The 15,692-nt window shown below is 59.0% G+C and carries 13 protein-coding genes and 1 rRNA gene; 2 read left to right on the forward strand and 12 right to left on the reverse strand.

From position 1 onward, the window contains the following. Window positions 1–85: 85 nt before the first annotated feature. The 6 genes from MTP37_RS11050 to MTP37_RS11075 form a co-directional block, all read right to left on the reverse strand. Entirely contained in the window at window positions 86–1,111 is a 1,026-nt protein-coding gene (locus tag MTP37_RS11050) for a zinc-binding alcohol dehydrogenase family protein (protein WP_249237329.1), read from the reverse strand. Between the two features lie 375 nt (window positions 1,112–1,486). Next, on the reverse strand, window positions 1,487–2,374 hold the full coding sequence (locus tag MTP37_RS11055) for a putative manganese transporter (protein WP_249237330.1): 888 nt from the start codon (window positions 2,372–2,374) through the stop codon (window positions 1,487–1,489). Window positions 2,375–2,893: 519 nt separating this feature from the next. Next, window positions 2,894–3,664 carry a tRNA threonylcarbamoyladenosine dehydratase gene (locus tag MTP37_RS11060; RefSeq protein WP_249237331.1) on the reverse strand — a complete coding sequence of 257 codons (771 nt, stop codon included), beginning with the start codon at window positions 3,662–3,664 and terminating at the stop codon, window positions 2,894–2,896. Window positions 3,665–3,674: 10 nt separating this feature from the next. Then, on the reverse strand, window positions 3,675–4,778 hold the full coding sequence (mnmA, locus tag MTP37_RS11065) for a tRNA 2-thiouridine(34) synthase MnmA (protein WP_249237332.1): 1,104 nt from the start codon (window positions 4,776–4,778) through the stop codon (window positions 3,675–3,677). A 68-nt stretch (window positions 4,779–4,846) separates the two neighbouring features. Next, on the reverse strand, window positions 4,847–6,166 hold the full coding sequence (locus tag MTP37_RS11070; RefSeq protein ID WP_249237333.1) for a CCA tRNA nucleotidyltransferase: 1,320 nt from the start codon (window positions 6,164–6,166) through the stop codon (window positions 4,847–4,849). Beyond that, window positions 6,163–7,101 carry a ribonuclease Z gene (locus MTP37_RS11075; RefSeq protein WP_249237334.1) on the reverse strand — a complete coding sequence of 313 codons (939 nt, stop codon included), beginning with the start codon at window positions 7,099–7,101 and terminating at the stop codon, window positions 6,163–6,165. Before MTP37_RS11075 ends, MTP37_RS11070 begins: the two co-directional genes overlap by 4 nt. A 122-nt stretch (window positions 7,102–7,223) precedes the next feature. On the opposite strand from MTP37_RS11075, the gene MTP37_RS11080 reads away from it, so the two are divergent. Further along, a complete protein-coding gene (locus MTP37_RS11080) occupies window positions 7,224–7,397 on the forward strand; it encodes a hypothetical protein (RefSeq protein WP_249237335.1) in 174 nt (57 codons plus the stop codon). A 38-nt stretch (window positions 7,398–7,435) separates the two neighbouring features. On the opposite strand, the gene MTP37_RS11085 is transcribed toward MTP37_RS11080, so the two are convergent. From MTP37_RS11085 to rlmB, 4 genes are all read right to left on the reverse strand, one after another. Continuing rightward, window positions 7,436–8,377 carry an Ig-like domain-containing protein gene (locus tag MTP37_RS11085; RefSeq protein ID WP_249237336.1) on the reverse strand — a complete coding sequence of 314 codons (942 nt, stop codon included), beginning with the start codon at window positions 8,375–8,377 and terminating at the stop codon, window positions 7,436–7,438. A gap of 211 nt (window positions 8,378–8,588) precedes the next feature. Then, complete coding sequence (gene rbr, locus MTP37_RS11090; RefSeq protein WP_249237337.1) at window positions 8,589–9,128, reverse strand: rubrerythrin; 540 nt, start codon at window positions 9,126–9,128, stop codon at window positions 8,589–8,591. Window positions 9,129–9,299: 171 nt separating this feature from the next. Further along, complete coding sequence (locus MTP37_RS11095) at window positions 9,300–12,008, reverse strand: cell envelope biogenesis protein OmpA (protein WP_249237338.1); 2,709 nt, start codon at window positions 12,006–12,008, stop codon at window positions 9,300–9,302. 48 nt (window positions 12,009–12,056) lie between these two features. Further along, complete coding sequence (gene rlmB, locus MTP37_RS11100) at window positions 12,057–12,989, reverse strand: 23S rRNA (guanosine(2251)-2'-O)-methyltransferase RlmB (RefSeq protein ID WP_249237339.1); 933 nt, start codon at window positions 12,987–12,989, stop codon at window positions 12,057–12,059. Between the two features lie 742 nt (window positions 12,990–13,731). Between rlmB and fba the strand changes: the two genes are divergently transcribed. After that, on the forward strand, window positions 13,732–14,595 hold the full coding sequence (gene fba / locus MTP37_RS11105; protein ID WP_005941384.1) for a class II fructose-1,6-bisphosphate aldolase: 864 nt from the start codon (window positions 13,732–13,734) through the stop codon (window positions 14,593–14,595). Between the two features lie 119 nt (window positions 14,596–14,714). Here fba and MTP37_RS11110 read toward each other — a convergent pair whose 3' ends face one another. Continuing rightward, on the reverse strand, window positions 14,715–15,281 hold the full coding sequence (locus MTP37_RS11110; protein ID WP_249237340.1) for an NPCBM/NEW2 domain-containing protein: 567 nt from the start codon (window positions 15,279–15,281) through the stop codon (window positions 14,715–14,717). 231 nt (window positions 15,282–15,512) lie between these two features. Then, window positions 15,513–15,629, reverse strand: a 5S ribosomal RNA gene (rrf, locus tag MTP37_RS11115). Between the last annotated feature and the right edge of the window lie 63 nt (window positions 15,630–15,692).

Raw genomic sequence — 15,692 nt, forward strand, 5'->3', positions numbered from 1 at the left:
TGCCAGTTTATTTAATATCTCACAATGTGCGCTGAGACCGGCGCAAAGTGCCCTCAGAGCGCGGAAACGACCCGGTGAAGGGTTCTTACTTCTTGAAGGTCAGAACACCCTTGCGGTAGGAAGGATCGCGGCTGTCCACGAAGTCGAAGGCTGCCTGTGCATCCTCGAAGTTCCAAGTGTGGGAGATGCTGCCGCGCAGATCCACCTTGCCCTCGTTGACCAGATCGATGACATCCTGGAACTTGCGGTTCTGCAGGCGGCTGCCGCGAACGTCCAGCTCCTTGGAAGTAATGACGAACTGGTTGACCTCGGTGGGAGCCACGGAGAAGCCCATGGTGATGACGCGGCCGGCGTTGCCGGTGGCCTGCAGAGCGGTCAGCAGGCTGCCCTTGACGCAGGCGGCATCGATGGTCACGGTGGGGCCGTAGCCCTCGGTCAGCTCGTGAGCCTTGGCGGGAACGTCCTCCTTCAGGCTGTTGATGGTGTAGGTTGCGCCGTTCTTCTTGGCCTCTTCCAGCTTGGCGTCGTCGATATCGGTGACGATGATGGCCTTGGGGTTGTACAGCTTGACAATGCGCAGGATGGAGCTGCCCAGAGCGCCGCTGCCGATGATCATGACGGTGTCCTCGCTCTCCAGCTCAGCACGGCTGCAGCACTGCACAGCAATGGTGGTGGGCTCGATCATGACCGCCTCTTCGTCGCTCAGAATCTCAGGCACCAGATAGCAGTCGCGGTCCGGCACAGCCATGTACTCGCGGTAGCCGCCGTCGATGTGCACACCGCGCACCTTCAGGTTGCCGCAGACGTTGGGACGGCCCTTGCGGCAGGCATAGCAGTGACCGCAGGCGGTGACCTGATCGATGATGACGCGGTCGCCCACCTTCACGCGGGTCACACCCTCGCCGATCTCCTCAACGATGCCCACGTTCTCGTGGCCGATGATGCGGGGATAGGTGGCAGCGGCATTGGTGCCATGGTAGATGCCCACGTCGGAGCCGCAGATGCCGGCAGCGACCATACGGACCAGAACATTGTTTTCCTTGTCGATCTGAGGCTTCTCGAGATCAACGATCTGCAGTTTATTCGGTTCAACGATCTGAACGCCCTTCATAAAATCTTCCTCCTAAAATCTGATAACGGTCTTAAAGATTTTGATGATTTTTCTGCACGGTGGGCGGATGGCTCCGGGCCGTGCTGATACTAACATATTACCACAGACGGAGCAAAAAGTAAATTGCTTTTTGAAAAAAGAAAGTATTTTTCCCTTTTCGCAAAAAAAGACCTGTACAGCGGCTTTATTTCATGTTTTCATGAAGCCACAGCAAAAATATGTAACATATCACAATGGCTAAAATTCAGTAAAAAATGAAACAGGCCATTGCACAGGGGGCAAGCCCCGGAGCAACAGCCCGTTTTTTCATTCTCCACAGCAGAAAGATATTAAAAAGGAGACAGCCAAACCGGATGCGGCAGCCTGTTCCGGTCGTTATGCAAACACGGCCACGACCACCTGCATCGCCACGCCCAGAAAGGCACCTGCACCCCAGGTCAGGCCGGTGATGAAGAGGTTCTGCTTCCAGGAAGGATTGGTGCGCCACAGCACCGCCAAACCCACGCCTGCACCGGTGCACAGGCCCGCCACCAGACTGGAAAAGCGCAGGGCGCCCTCCACATACAGCTGGGTCAGCAGCACGCTGGCGGCGCAGTTGGGGATCAGGCCCACCAGCGCGGCCACCACCGGCTGGAAGAAGCCCATGCTGCCCAGAACGCTGGCAAAGACGTCCTCGCCCACGCCCTCGACGATCAGGCCGAACACCAGACTGAACGCAAAAATGAACACGAAGATCTCCAGCGTGTGGCGCAGGGCTGCCTTCCAGATGGGCTGTGCGTTTCCGGCTTCGTCGCTGTGCTCCTCGTGGCAGTCCACTTCATCCGCGTGGCCGGTGTAGCCACCACGCAGGCTTTTGGGTAGCACACCGCGCAGGACAAAGTCCAGCGCAAAGCCCACCGCAATGGCGTACACCACCTTGATGACCATGAGCACCGCCAGCTTGTCCCAATAAGCCGGCATGGATACCAGCAGCGGGATGGCTTCGTCACTGGTAGCAAGGTAAACAGCCATCAGGGTGCCCAGCGTGATGACGCGGGAGGAATAGAAGTTGGACGCAATGGCTGAAAAGCCGCACTGCGGCACACAGCCCAGCACTGCGCCCGGAATCGCGCCCCAGCGGCCGCCTCCGGCCAGCAGCGCTTCGATGCGCTCACCATGGCGGGTCTCAATATATTCGATCAGAAGATAAGCCAGAAACAGGAAGGGCAGCATCTTGGCGGTATCCACCAGAGATTCACCCAGAACATCCAGAAACAGTTCCATATACACTCCAAACACAGCAGAAAATCGATTTATTATAGCAAATTGCAACCAATTTGCATTTTTGAACAGGGATGATTATACACGATATTCTCTCCAATTGCAATACCAAATTGCAAATTGATTGCAAATTTATATTATAGAACGCTGCAGCGCGTAAAAAACACGATCTTAAATGGTCTCCGCTGATGCTCTGACCATTTTCAGCGGAATTATTATTTTATTTCGCAATTCTGGAAAATCTGCGGATTTTCCAGAATTGCCTTTTCACGGGAGGAGTCATAACCGAAAGCGGAAGCTGCCGCGCTGGTTTCCTGCGGAAACATTCGCGCGGCGGAGTTAACGTTCTGCCCGCAGGCACAAGCCTTTCCTCCACGACCCCCGCCCATGAAAATGGGGTCCAGAAACGCCCGCAGGCGTTTCTGGACCCCAAAATCAAAAATATAATTTCCTTAGCTTATGCGCAAAGCAACGCGGAGCGCATTTCAAATCGTCCCACACAGCAGGAGTCTGCGGTCTGTTTTACCCCTTCATTGGCACAAAGCCCACAAGGTCTTTTACAACCTCGCCGCCGATGATCAGGCCGGCTACCGAGGGCACAAAGGCATTGGAGCCCGGCACCGAGCGGCGCTGGGTGCACTTGCGCTGGGTGCCCGGCGGGCAGATGCAGTGATTCTTGCAGCTGATGGCGTCATCCTCGATGGGGGTCATGGCAGGCTCCTTGGAGTAGACCACCTTCAGGTGCTTGATCCTGCGCTTGCGGCACTCGGTGCGCATCACCTTGGCCAGCGGGCAGACCGAGGTCTTGTAGATATCGGTCACTTCAAAGCGGGTCGGGTCCATCTTGTTGCCTGCGCCCATGGAGCAGATGATGGGGGTGCCCGCCTCCTTGCATTTCATCACCAGGGCCAGCTTGCCGGTGACGGTGTCGATGGCGTCCACCACATAGTCGTACTGGGTAAAGTCGAACTGGTCCTGTGTTTCCGGGCCAAAGAAGCACCGGTGGGTGGTCACCTTGATATCCGGGTCAATGTCGTGGATGCGCTGCGCAGCCACATCTACCTTATATTGCCCTATCGTGCTGCGGGTGGCGATGATCTGGCGGTTGAGGTTGGTCAGGCAGACCTTATCGTCATCGATCAGATCCAGTGCCCCCACACCGCTGCGCGCCAGCGCTTCCACCGTGTAGCCGCCCACGCCGCCGATGCCGAACACCGCCACGCGGGAATTGTGCAGTTTTTCCATGGCTTCCGCGCCCAGCAGCAGCTGCGTGCGGGAATACTGATTTTGCATTTCGTTCTCCTTACTTTTCTACGCGGGTGATGGTGCCGCCGCCCAGCACCGTGTCGCCCTGATACAGCACCACGGCCTGACCGGGCGTAGGGGCGCGCTGGGGCTGGTCAAATTCCAGCCGGAAGCCGCACTCCGCCGGGTAGACGGTGGCGGCCTGCTCCACCTGATGGTACCGGGTGCGGGCTGTGACCCGCAGCGGCCCGGTCAGCTCCGGAATAGCGATCCAGTTCACCTCGTCCGCATACACGATGCGGTCGAACAGCATCTCCTCCGGCCCTACCGTGACGGTGTTTGCCTGCATGTCCTTGCCGCAGACGTACACAGGTGCCCCCATGGCAAGGCCCAGCCCCTTGCGCTGGCCGATGGTGTACCGCACCGCGCCGTTGTGGGTGCCCACCACCCTGCCGTTTTCGTCCAGAAAATCACCTGCCGGGTAGCGTTTGCCGGTGAAGTCCTCCATAAAGCGGGCATAGTCGCCATCCGGCACAAAGCAGATGTCCTGACTGTCGTGCTTGCGGGCATTGACGAATTTGTGCTGCTCCGCGATCTCGCGCACCTCGGTCTTGTGCAGGCCGCCCAGCGGCAGGCGGATATGCGCCAGCTGCTCCTGGGTGAGGTTGTAGAGCACGTAGCTCTGGTCCTTGCCCTCGTCCAGCCCCTTTTTGAGCAGGAAACGGCCGGTGGCCTCGTCCTGCTCCACCCGGGCATAGTGGCCCGTGACCACATACTCCATGCCGTGTGCCCGGGCCCAGTCCAGCAGATGGCGGAACTTCATATATTTATTGCAGTCGATGCAGGGGTTCGGCGTGCCGCCCGCCTCATACACGCGGACGAATTTTTCAATGATCTGCTCCCGGAAGTCGGCCGTGAAATCCAGCACCTCGTACGGGATATCCATGGCATACGCCACCTCTGCCGCGTCCTCGATGTCCTTTTCCGAGCAGCAGGTGTGAAAGCCGGACTGACCCAGCGTTTCGTTGCGGGTGAGCCGCATGGTGATGCCGGTGCAGTCATAGCCTGCCTGCTGCATGAGCCATGCTGCCACCGAGCTGTCCACGCCGCCGCTCATGGCAATGAGGGCACGCGGCTTTGAATCAGGGGTCTGTGTGGTCATAAGTTCTCCTTTGGTGCATTCAACACACTAAAACAGTAGTATAATAGTAACTCTGAAAAAAGCGCTTGTCAAGACGCAGCAAGCTGCTGCACTGCGGCCAGCAGGGCTTGCCGCTCGTTGGGGTATTCTTCCCGGATCACGCCATCCAGCAGTGCTTCCAACACTTTGCGGATGCCCGGCCCCGCCGGGACGCCTGCCGCCATCAGGTCGCGGCCATTCACAGCCAGCTGGCTGACGCGGCAGCACACACCGTCCGCATCCAATCGTTCGGCCAATTCGGAAAGTGCAGCAAAATCAGCCGCGTGTTCCGGCTGCAGGGCTGTGCCCAGTGCGGCCAGACGCTGCACGGTACACAAGTTATATTTGCCCAGTAGTCGGCGGGCGTAGATAGTAAAGTCGGGTGTGACGGTAGCTTTCTCTTCGGACACGATTCGGGCCATTCCATCGCCCGCCCTATTGCCTTCGGCAACAGGGTCCCACCCCAGCGGACGGTCCTCAGAGAAACTACCGTCACGCCCTCTGGCTTCCCGCACCAGCACCGCCGTTTCCTCAATACAGGCATTGGAGCAGCGCAGGCGCCTGAGGGTGCGGCGGGTGCCGTCCTCGCCAAGGCTCAGCAGCAGCGCCGCCAGACGGACGGGCAGGGCCCGCTCCCCCGCCGGGCAGGCATCCACCACCGGCTTTGCCGCCGCCAGTGCCTCCGGTGAAAGCTCGGGCAAAACAACGCCGAGTATTTTTTCGTCAAGATATGCCGCAGGGGCGGGTGCGCTCAGCAGCTTTGCAAGCTCTTCCTCGATGCGCTCCACCGATACACAGTCCAGATGGGCGCACAGCTCCTGTGCCGCCTGCGCCGTGGGCGGGTCGATGGCAAAGCCAAACCGCGCTGCGAACCGGTACAGCCGCAGGATGCGCAGCGCGTCCTCGGTGAACCGCTGGTGCGGCACACCCACAGCCCGCAGGATGCCGCTTTGCAGATCGGCCTGCCCGCCAAAGGGGTCCACAAGGCCCTCTTTTACATTGTAAGCCATGGCGTTAATGGTAAAATCCCGCCGGGCCAGATCCTCCCGCACATCCGGTACAAAATGCACCTCGTCCGGGTGGCGGCCATCGGTATAAGTTCCCTCGGTGCGGAAGGTGGTGATCTCGTACAGCCCACCGCCCTGCTTTACAGTCACGGTGCCGTGCTGCAGGCCGGTGGGAATGCATTTTTCTTCGCCGAACAGCTCCATTCCCTGCTGCGGCAGGGCGCTGGTGCAAAGATCCCAGTCATGGGGGGTAAGACCCAGCAGGCTGTCCCGCACGCAGCCGCCCACCACGTAGGCCGCATAGCCCGCCCTGTGCAGGGTGTCCAGCAGCTCGGCCGCGCCCTCGTCCATCCGGATGGTCATGGCTGCACCTCCTCGTACTGCAGGGTGATGCTTTTGCCGTCAAAGCCGCATTCTGCCGCCGGAAAGATGCCCTGTGCCTGTTCGGCATACTCCTCCGGGTCGGTGATCATGGGGGAGTAATGGGTCAGCCACAGCCGTTTTGCGCCCGCCTGTGCAGCAAGGGCCGCGCTCTGCCCGAAGGTGCTGTGGCCCCACTGCCGGGCCTGCGCTTCCTGCTCCGGCAGCGCATAGGTGGCGTCGCAAAGCAGCAGGTCTGCATCCTGTGCCGCCTGCAAAAGGCCCGGGCAGGGGGCGGTGTCGCCGGAGAACACCACGCTCAGCCCCCTGCGCGGTGCGCCCAGCACCTGTACAGGCTGCACCGTTCTGCCCTCCACGGCAACGCTCTGCCCTTTCTGCAGCAGCTTCCATTGCTGCACCGGCACCCCCAGCGCCCGGGCCTGCTCCGGCGAAAATTTGCCCGCACGGGGCAGCTCCAGCCGGTAGCCAAGGCTTTTTACCCGGTGCTTTGTGGCAAACGGCACCAGCCGCGCACCGGCAGGCCAGCCCTCGCTCAGCGCATCCAGCGCCAGCGGCTGGCCCGGCATAAGCACCTGCGGCTTTACCGGATAGGGCAGCGGGCCGGTCAGTGCCCGCACAGCCGCCCAGATATCCGACAGGCCCTCCGGACCCAGCAGGGCAAGCGGCCTTGTGCGGCCCTGCGCCCCCAGCGTCTGCAAAAGGCCCGGCAGGCCAAAGATGTGGTCGCCATGGTAGTGGGTCAGGCAGATGGCATCCGCCCGCATCAGGTTCACGCCTGCCCGGTGTGCCGCTGCCTGCGTTCCCTCGCCGCAGTCCCAGAGCAGACCGTGCCCGCCGCAGGCTGCAAACGCAGCCGAAAGCGCCCGGTCCGGCAGCGGCATGGTAGCAGCGGTGCCCAGCAGTGTGATGGTAAGCATAAAGATCGTTCTCCCTGTACAATGTATCTCTTAAGGTTTTATTGTACCACAGCCGGGCCGGTTGCACAATCGGTGCCTGCGGCGCATAGGATGGCCCAGCACAGCAAAAAGGGGGCAGCGGGATGAGACGCAAAAAAGGGGAGCCTTTTTCCGGCAGGCCGCACAGCGGCCTTGGATGGGTGCTGCTGCTCGCCGCACTGGCCCTGTTTCTGCTGGCCGGTGCGCCCGGCTGCATGGCCCAGCGGATGGCGTGGTCTGCCCGGGGAACGATGATCTTTCTGCCCTGCGGAGCCTGAAAAAAGGGAGCGTCCTGCCGCACAGAACGCTCCCCTTTTCATTTTCCATCCGAATACGGCAGCTGCCCGGAGACGGTCAGCACCTCGGCCAGCTCCTCCTCGGAGCGGTAGCGCCACGCCGCCGTTCCCACCGCCACGTAGCAGGCATCGGCACGGCCCTCCGGCGAGACTGCAAGGATCACGGTCTCACCATCGCCCACAGCGGTCACTGTGCCGTCTGTGCTCACCTGTGCCACATCCGGGTTGCTGCTGAGCCATGTCATTGCCGTGTTTTTGCCGCCTGCAGCCTGTGCGGTCAGCTTCTGGCTGGCCCCCACTGCCTGCAGCAGCATGGCGTTTTTGCTGATCCGCACACGGCCTATTTCAGAGGTGACTGTCACCGTGCAGCGCAGCACCTGCCCGGCTGTCGTCAGTGCGCTGATGACGGCTCTGCCGGAGCTTTGGCCCGTCACGGTTCCGCTGCTGCTCACCTGTGCCACGGAAGGGCTGCTGCTCACCCACTGCCGCACATAGATGAACCCTCTGTCGTTCTGTTCCAGCTTCAGCTGAGCCGAAGGCGCAGGCTCCTGCTCCGTAATGGTCAGCGCCAGCTCGGTGGTGTTCAGCACCGGGCGGGCCACTGTGCTTTTGCGCACGGTCACAAGGCAGGCCGTTTTTTCGCCCCGCTCGTTGCAGGCTGTGATGGAAGCCGTGCCCTCGGAATGGCCGGTCACCTTGCCGGTGCCGTCCACCGACGCCACTGAAGGCGCACTGGACGTCCAGATCAGGAAAAAGTAATCGTTGGGTGCCTGCACCGTCAGATAGGCCACCGGGGCAGGGTCCTCACTGGTCAGCTCCAGCAGCAGCTCCGAGGTGTCCAGCGTCATACCGCTGTCCGGGACCGGGTGGCCCTTGACCGCACAGACCGGCAGAGCCCCTGCCAAAAGCAGCACCACACACAGTACGAATGCGCCAACGCCGGTCTTGAATCTTTGCTTCATGGGCTTTGCCCTCCCTGCCTGTTTCCGGAAATGTTCAAATACTCTTATCTTCGTATTATTTTACACGCAGAGCAAAACATGGTCAAGTTTTTGGGCCCTTCTGCCGCACCGCAGGGCCGCATTTTGTGGGGAGTGCTAAAATCCGGTTTTCAATTTTGTACAAAACGCCGCCGTACCCGGGACCGGATACGGCGGCGTCTGCCTGTTTTTATCAGTAGTTGATCTTTTTCAGCTCAAAATAGCTCTGGGGATGTGCGCACACCGGGCACTTGAGCGGTGCGGACTTGCCGATATAGGTATATCCGCAGTTCCGGCACTGCCACACCTGCTGTTCCTCGCGGGCAAACACTCTGCTGTTCTTCAGGTTGTCGGCCAACGCGCGGTAGCGCTCCTCGTGCTCCTTCTCGATCTGTGCCACCATGGTGAACAGGGCTGCGATCTGGGGGAAACCCTCTTCTTTGGCCTCTCTGGCCATACGGGGGTACATTTCCGTCCACTCGTCGTGCTCGCCGCCTGCGGCCATGTCCAGACAGGTCAGGGTATCGGGGATCGCGCCGCCGCACAGCAGCTTGAACCAGATCTTTGCGTGTTCCTTCTCGTTGCCGGCAGTCTCTTCAAAGATCGCGGCCAGCTGCTCGTAGCCTTCCTTTTTGGCCATGCTGGCAAAAAAGGTGTACTTATTGCGTGCCTGGCTCTCACCGGCAAATGCTTCCATCAGGTTTTTCTCGGTTTTGGTGCCCTTCAGTTCCATGGTGCTCTCCTTTCAAAAACGGATCTTCTGTCAGGATCGACCGATCCCGGCTCTATCATTCAGCCCGGCGGAAATTTTTCCGCCTGCGGCTCAGGTTCTGAACAGAGTATACCATATTCCCAATGCGAAATCAAGAATAATTCCTATTTATTTTAAGAATAGTTCTCACTTTCAATTGTGCTGCTTCAGGGCGCAGACTGCAATGCTCAGTGCACTCCATGCGGCCTGATACATCAGCACCGTCGCCACCGACAGCTCCCAGATGCTGCCCGCGCTGGTCAGCAGAGCCGCAATGACGATGGAGAACAGCACCGAGACCATCTGCACCGTGGTGGCACTGTTCTCAGCATTCTGGGCCTGATCTGCCGCCTGCAGGCCGCCGGTCAGGCTGGCAAAGCCCTTGAGATGGATCATGCAGCAGACGTCCGCCGGGTCGGCAGGTGCGGCCTTGATGGCATCGCACTGCTCCTGATCCAGCACCGTGACCATGCCCTCCGGCAGGCGGTACACCTCGGTGATATGCTTTGCGGTCAGGCTGGGGTCCTGACAGGTGACCATCAGCCGGATATTTTCCTTCTGCAGCACGGCAAGGCCCCGGGCCACATTGCGCCCGCCCACATACTTCAGTATGAACATTGCGTGCAGATTGCCGGAGACTGCCAGATACAGGATCTGCAGTTCCCCGTTTTTGGAGTGCTGCGCCTCATACTCTTCATCCGGCAGCGAGACGCCCTCCTTCTCCAGATAGCGGCGGGTGCCGATGAGGATGCGGTTATTATCGCACCAGCCCGAGAAGCCCAGTCCCCGATGCTGTTCCAGATCCTTGACCGGGAACAGGATGTCGGTACGGTCCTCGATGATCTGGCGGAACAGGCCCCGCAGGGCACCGTGGGTCTCGTTGAGCACACTGGCCGCATACAGGATCGCGCGGTCGATGCGGCCGCCCTTGAAGATGCGGATGTCCTCCAGCTGTGCGCTGTCGGTTGTGAACAGGTCGTCGGCGTCGATCTGCAGCGTATCGATACCGCCCAGCTGCTCAATGGCCTGCCAGCCGGGCACCACTGCACCCACAGCCGCAGCGGCGCGCTGCAGCCGCAGCGATGCAATGCCCGCGATGAGGGTGGAAGACAGCGGTGCACCCATGCACAGCACTGCGACCATGGCTGCAACGGCCTTGTTCCACCCGGCTCCTGCCAGCAGGAACAGCACACCGCTGAGCAGGGCAACGCCCAGCAGAATGTACGAGACCTTGCGGGCACGGCGCTCGCTGGCACGCTCGCACAGGCTCTGCTCCACAAAGCCTTCGGCATCCTGCATCGGGCGGCTCAGCAGCACCCATGGATCCTTCTGTTCCAGATCCCGTGCCAGCGCACGCAGCAGGTCCTTATCTCTGGCGCGGAAAGCACCCTGATGCTCCACGCCATTGGTCACCAGCTCATACCCGCCCTTGACCGCTGCCAGCATCACCCGGCTGCCCAGCAGAGCAAGGAACAGGCCCAGCGCCGCCATGCCGCTGAGCAGAGAAATGCCCGTGGTGCCGCGGTAGACATTGGCGTTCAGCATTGCCGTCACGGCCTGCAGCAGCGCCGCCGCTGCAGCCAGAGCCGGCATCGTATCGGCCGAGGGACGCCCGCGCAGGCCGGTCAGGCCATCCCGCAGGACCGGGAAGCCCACGCACAGGCTTGCCGCCAGCAGCAGCAGGTTTGCGCCGTAGAATGCCGCCGGAGCTGCATCCGGGTCCAGCGCGGCCATCGCGGGCAGCAGCCCGTCCGACACCAGACCAAAGTGCAGCAGCACCACGGCCAGAATGCCGCCCAGTACGCAGCGCAGCGTCAGCTCGGCGCTCATGCGGTGCAGCTTTTCCGCTGTCGCCTCCGGGCCCTGCAGCTCGCTCTCCGGATCCTCAGCCAGCGCCGCAGACTCCCCGGCTTCCGGCTTCTGTTCCGGCTGAGGCGCTGCCTCTGCCTTTGCCTGCGGCTCTGCTGCCGGGGCTTCGCCGTCCAGCGGCAGCAGTGGCAGGCTCATAGTGTCCTCTTTTGCAGCGGGCGCATCTGCCGGGGCCGAGGGGGCCTGCGGCTTTTCTTCGTCCTCTGCATGGCCAAAGAAATCGATCACCGGCTTTTTGCGTTCCGGTCTCGTTTTTTCCTTCGGCTGCAGGTCGGCATCCGCTTCCTTCACCGACGCAAACACCGCAGCGGGCAGCGGCGTGCCGCTTTCTTCTTTTTTACGTTCAGGAGCAGTTTCCGGCTGCGCTGCCGGGGCGGTTTCCTCTGCCTGTGCCGTCCGGGTCGGCGCGGCTGCGCCGGGAGCGGGCTTTTTCTCGCTCAGGCCATTGATCATGGCCTTGAGCTGAGCCATTTCCTGCTGCTCCTGTTCCTCCTGCGGCAGAAGCACCTCCGGTGCATTCTTGGGATTGCGGGAGGTTTTTGCCTCACTGCGCTGCCCGGCAGGCTCTGCCACCGGGGCTGTGCTCTGTCTGGGCGGCTCCGGCTCCTTTGCAGGAGCAGGGGCCGGGAGATCCACCCTGAGCGGTTCTGCATCCTCCGCTTCCGTCTCCAGAAGGGGCCACGGGGCCAGCTCCCGCTCCGGGTCTGCCGCAGGCTTCAGCATCAGTTCCAGATCTGCTTCCTGCTCCGGCTGGGCATCCCCGCCCAGCGCCACCTCACCGGTGGGCATTTCCTGCGGCTCTGCTGCCTGGGCTTCCTCCTGATCTGCCTTGCCGCGGGCAAACAGGCCAAACCGCTTCTGCGGCTTTTCCTCCGGCAGTTCCTCATCCCGCCGGATCATTTCTTCCGGGATGTTCACCGCCGTGGTGCTGAAAAAAGAGCGGAACTTTTCATCCTTGGTCATTGCCTGATTGTTATTTTTATCCTTCGGCATTCTTGTCCCTCCTGTAAATATCGTTGAGGTTCCGGCCTTTGTACCGGTTTATGCCTGCTGTGCTGCGCGCTGGGACTGGATCTCGTACAGGATGATGCCCGCAGCCACCGACACATTGTAGCTGTCCACACCGGTGCCGGATGCCGCCATATCCAGACGCACCACACCGTCGCACAGCTTCTTGACCAGCTGGGAAACGCCGCTGCCTTCACTGCCCAGCACCAGTGCGATGGGGCCGGTGAGGTTGTTCCTGCGCAGGGACACGCCGTCCATATCCGCGCAATAGACGAACACGCCCTGATCCTTCAGGCGGCGGATGGTCTCGCCGATGTTGGCCACACGGGCCACCGGCAGACGCTCCGCTGCGCCCGCGCTGGACTTGATAACGGTGGGCGTCACCGATGCGCCGCCGCGCTTGGGGATCACGATTCCGTGGGCACCGCACAGCAGAGCGCTACGCATCACTGCGCCCAGATTATGCGGATCCTCGATGCCATCGCTCAGCACCAGAAAAGGTGCCTCGCCCTTGGCCTTGGCTGCTGCCATCAGGTCATCCACCGTCACATACTCGATCTCGCTGGCAAATGCAGCCACACCCTGATGGCTCTCAGTGCCGGTCATCAGGCGCAGCTTGTTGGGATGCACCCGCTTGACCGTGGCACCCGCCTCCTTGGCCAGCGCCGTATAGTAAGCCGCCACCGCCGGAGCCAGACCCTCGGCAATGAGCACGGTATCCACGCCGGAGCCACTCTTGAGCAGCTCGGTCACAGGATTTTTGCCGTAAACAAGGCTCTCGTTTTTCTGCGTGTTCTCCTCCGGGCTGCGGCGCGGACGGCGCGGCTGATTCTTTTCTTCCATTGTATTTTCTCCCTTTCTTTGTATTACCGGAACGTGCTGCGTGCACCCTCCAAAAGGTGCGCGGCATCCTGCACTGCGCACCCATCGCGTTTCCATATGATAACTCATTTTGAAGTATAACATATGCCGCCTTTGTTTGCCAGTAAATCACCATTTTTTGTCCCTGTCCGGCAAAAGTTTTCACACCCTGTTCACGGTCTGCCGCATTTTCCACTTTGGCAGGCCGCGCTCCTTTTTGCAGAAATGTTTTGCCGCACAGGTGCATCTTCACTCTGTTGTTGCACAAGCGTCCTCTGTTTTGCCGATGAGAAAAGTTTTCCACAAAAATGTGGTATACAATCCGTAAAGGACCGATCACTTTTTCCACATGTTGAAAACCCGGTGGAGAAAGTTCAAAAGTCCTGTTTTAAAGCCTGTTTTACGGGTGGAATTCCACACTTTCCACCGTGTTTTCAACATTCCGGTTCGACCTGTTTGTTTTTCTTGCGTACAGTTTGTAAAATACAAGTCGGAAATATGACAATTTTTTGAACTGCATTCTGTCCGGTTTTGCCAGATCTTCCAATATCATTTTGACGAATGTGGATCTATGTTGAAAATTCGTTCTTTTGCTGCTTTCCCGCCGCGCGGCTTCATGTTGCAGACTTTATGGAATATTGTTGTTTTTTGTTCTGTGCTGACCCTTTCTGACGGAAAGTTTCCTTCCCCGCAGGGATCGATTTTCCGCATTGTTGCAGGAAAAAAGCCCGTTTGGATTGATTTTAGGCGCTGTTTGGGGTATACTAACTCTGTAAGTTCGTTAAGACGTGCACAAAGCAGGCACGAAACGAGCAAGGCCCCAATGATTTTGTGGAGGTAATGAATAATGTTGGTAAATGCAACCGAAATGCTGATCAAAGCACGTGATGGCCACTATGGTGTGCCTCAGTTCAACATCAACAATCTGGAGTGGACCAAGTCTGTCCTGACCGCCTGCGAGGAAATGAAGAGCCCCGTGATCCTGGGCGTTTCCGAGGGTGCTGGTAAGTACATGACCGGTTTCAAGACCGTCGCTGCCATGGTCAGCGCTATGGTCGATTCCATGGGCATCACCGTTCCCGTTGCCCTGCATCTGGATCACGGCACCTATGAGGGCTGCAAGGCCTGCATCGAGGCCGGCTTCTCTTCCATCATGTTCGATGGCAGCCACTACTCCATCGAAGAGAATGTGGAAAAGACCAAGGAGCTGGTGGCTCTGGCACACGCTAAGGGCCTGAGCATCGAGGCAGAGGTCGGTTCCATCGGCGGCGTCGAAGACGGCGTTGTGGGTGCCGGCGAGATCGCAGACCCCGAGGAGTGCGCAAAGATCACTGCTCTGGGCATCGACTTCCTGGCTGCCGGCATCGGCAACATCCACGGTGTCTACCCGGCAAACTGGAAGGGTCTGGACTTCGAGGCTCTGGACCGCATCCACAAGGCCACCAATAACATCCCTCTGGTCCTGCACGGCGGCACCGGCATCCCCGACGAGATGATCGCTAAGGCCATCAGCCTGGGCGTTTCCAAGATCAACATCAACACCGAGTGCCAGCTGGTGTTTGCTGAGGCCACCCGCAAGTACATCGAAGAGGGCAAGGATCAGCAGGGCAAGGGCTTCGACCCCCGCAAGCTGCTGGCTCCCGGCGCAAAGGCCATCGAGGCCAAGTGCAAGGAGAAGATCGAGCTGTTCGGCTGCGCAGGCAAGGGCTAAGCAGAAGCTCGTATCGTAACCGGTACACCACCCAATAAAGTATGCGGCCCCGTCGCGTTGAATGCTCAACGCGGCGGGGCCGCTTTTATGTTTTATTAAGTTGATTCAATGTGTTTCCATCACGGCCAGAGCTTGACGTCCCACAGGATCACTTCACCGCCGATGTACTTTGCTCCAACCTCAACCTTCAAATATTCAACATCCGTGATGTCCACTTCAAATTCCACGGTTTCCTTCGTTTTCTGAACAATCGTCGGCGAGGTTTTTATCAGCTTACCATCTCCGTAAATATTCACCCACGCAGAAGCATCCTCCTCCATTCCCTCATGCGGATTCAGCTTCATCGTCAGCTTTTTATACTTTTTATCGATAGAATATTCTGCTGAATGAAAAAAGATCAAACTTTCAAGACGTTCTCCTCCGGTTATTCCATAGCCCGTAGAACACACAACGTAGTTAACACCGTTTGCATACGTATTCCCAAACGGGTCTTTCGGTTCTTTATTGCTCCAATCCACTTTACCGTTCAAGGGCTTCAAATAGGAAAGCGGCGTCGAGCCGTCCGGAGCCGGAGCGCTTCCACCGGCTCCGCCGCCTCCGCAGCCAGTGAGCGCAGTCATGGCGCATGCCACACCTGCAGCGCCCATCACTTTCAAAAATTTGCGGCGATCAATCTTTTTCATCATGATTTGTCTCCTTTTGTTGCTTTTACCCCTGCGCACAAAATGTGAAACCCGTGCGCTCTTTCTGTCTCATTGTACCCCCCCCCCGCATATTCCTGTCAACTAAAACGCAAAAATTTGTCGTTTTTAACAAATAATCCGCAAATTATTTTCAAATCACATTCCATGGATTTTATGCAAAATTTCGGCAAAACAAAAACGCCTTGAGATTTCTCTCAAAGCGTTTTCTGTTCAAGTCGGCGACTACCTATTTTCACGCGCCGTTTCCAGCGAACTATCTTCGGCACAAGTGAGCTTAACTTCTGTGTTCGGAATGGGAACAGGTGGAACCTCACCGTCATCGACACCGACCGATCTGACTGGCCTAGTATAACACATTTCTATGTACCTGTCCAGTGTTTGTAGAAGGACGTG

This window comes from Faecalibacterium sp. HTF-F (genome assembly GCF_023347535.1).
In the GTDB taxonomy this organism is placed as follows: Bacteria; Bacillota; Clostridia; order Oscillospirales; family Ruminococcaceae; genus Faecalibacterium; species Faecalibacterium wellingii.

Bases quoted from the DNA above. Each gene is read 5' to 3' on its own strand.
- MTP37_RS11050 (WP_249237329.1), bottom strand. From the start codon at position 1,111: ATGAAGGGCGTTCAGATCGTTGAACCGAATAAACTGCAGATCGTTGAT.
- rlmB (WP_249237339.1), bottom strand. From the start codon at position 12,989: ATGTTATACTTCAAAATGAGTTATCATATGGAAACGCGATGGGTGCGC.
- MTP37_RS11110 (WP_249237340.1), bottom strand. From the start codon at position 15,281: ATGATGAAAAAGATTGATCGCCGCAAATTTTTGAAAGTGATGGGCGCT.
- mnmA (WP_249237332.1), bottom strand. From the start codon at position 4,778: ATGACCACACAGACCCCTGATTCAAAGCCGCGTGCCCTCATTGCCATG.
- MTP37_RS11055 (WP_249237330.1), bottom strand. From the start codon at position 2,374: ATGGAACTGTTTCTGGATGTTCTGGGTGAATCTCTGGTGGATACCGCC.
- MTP37_RS11095 (WP_249237338.1), bottom strand. From the start codon at position 12,008: ATGCCGAAGGATAAAAATAACAATCAGGCAATGACCAAGGATGAAAAG.
- fba (WP_005941384.1), top strand. From the start codon at position 13,732: ATGTTGGTAAATGCAACCGAAATGCTGATCAAAGCACGTGATGGCCAC.
- rbr (WP_249237337.1), bottom strand. From the start codon at position 9,128: ATGGAACTGAAGGGCACCAAAACCGAGAAAAACCTGATGGAAGCATTT.
- MTP37_RS11075 (WP_249237334.1), bottom strand. From the start codon at position 7,101: ATGCTTACCATCACACTGCTGGGCACCGCTGCTACCATGCCGCTGCCG.
- MTP37_RS11070 (WP_249237333.1), bottom strand. From the start codon at position 6,166: ATGACCATCCGGATGGACGAGGGCGCGGCCGAGCTGCTGGACACCCTG.
- MTP37_RS11060 (WP_249237331.1), bottom strand. From the start codon at position 3,664: ATGCAAAATCAGTATTCCCGCACGCAGCTGCTGCTGGGCGCGGAAGCC.
- MTP37_RS11080 (WP_249237335.1), top strand. From the start codon at position 7,224: ATGAGACGCAAAAAAGGGGAGCCTTTTTCCGGCAGGCCGCACAGCGGC.
- MTP37_RS11085 (WP_249237336.1), bottom strand. From the start codon at position 8,377: ATGAAGCAAAGATTCAAGACCGGCGTTGGCGCATTCGTACTGTGTGTG.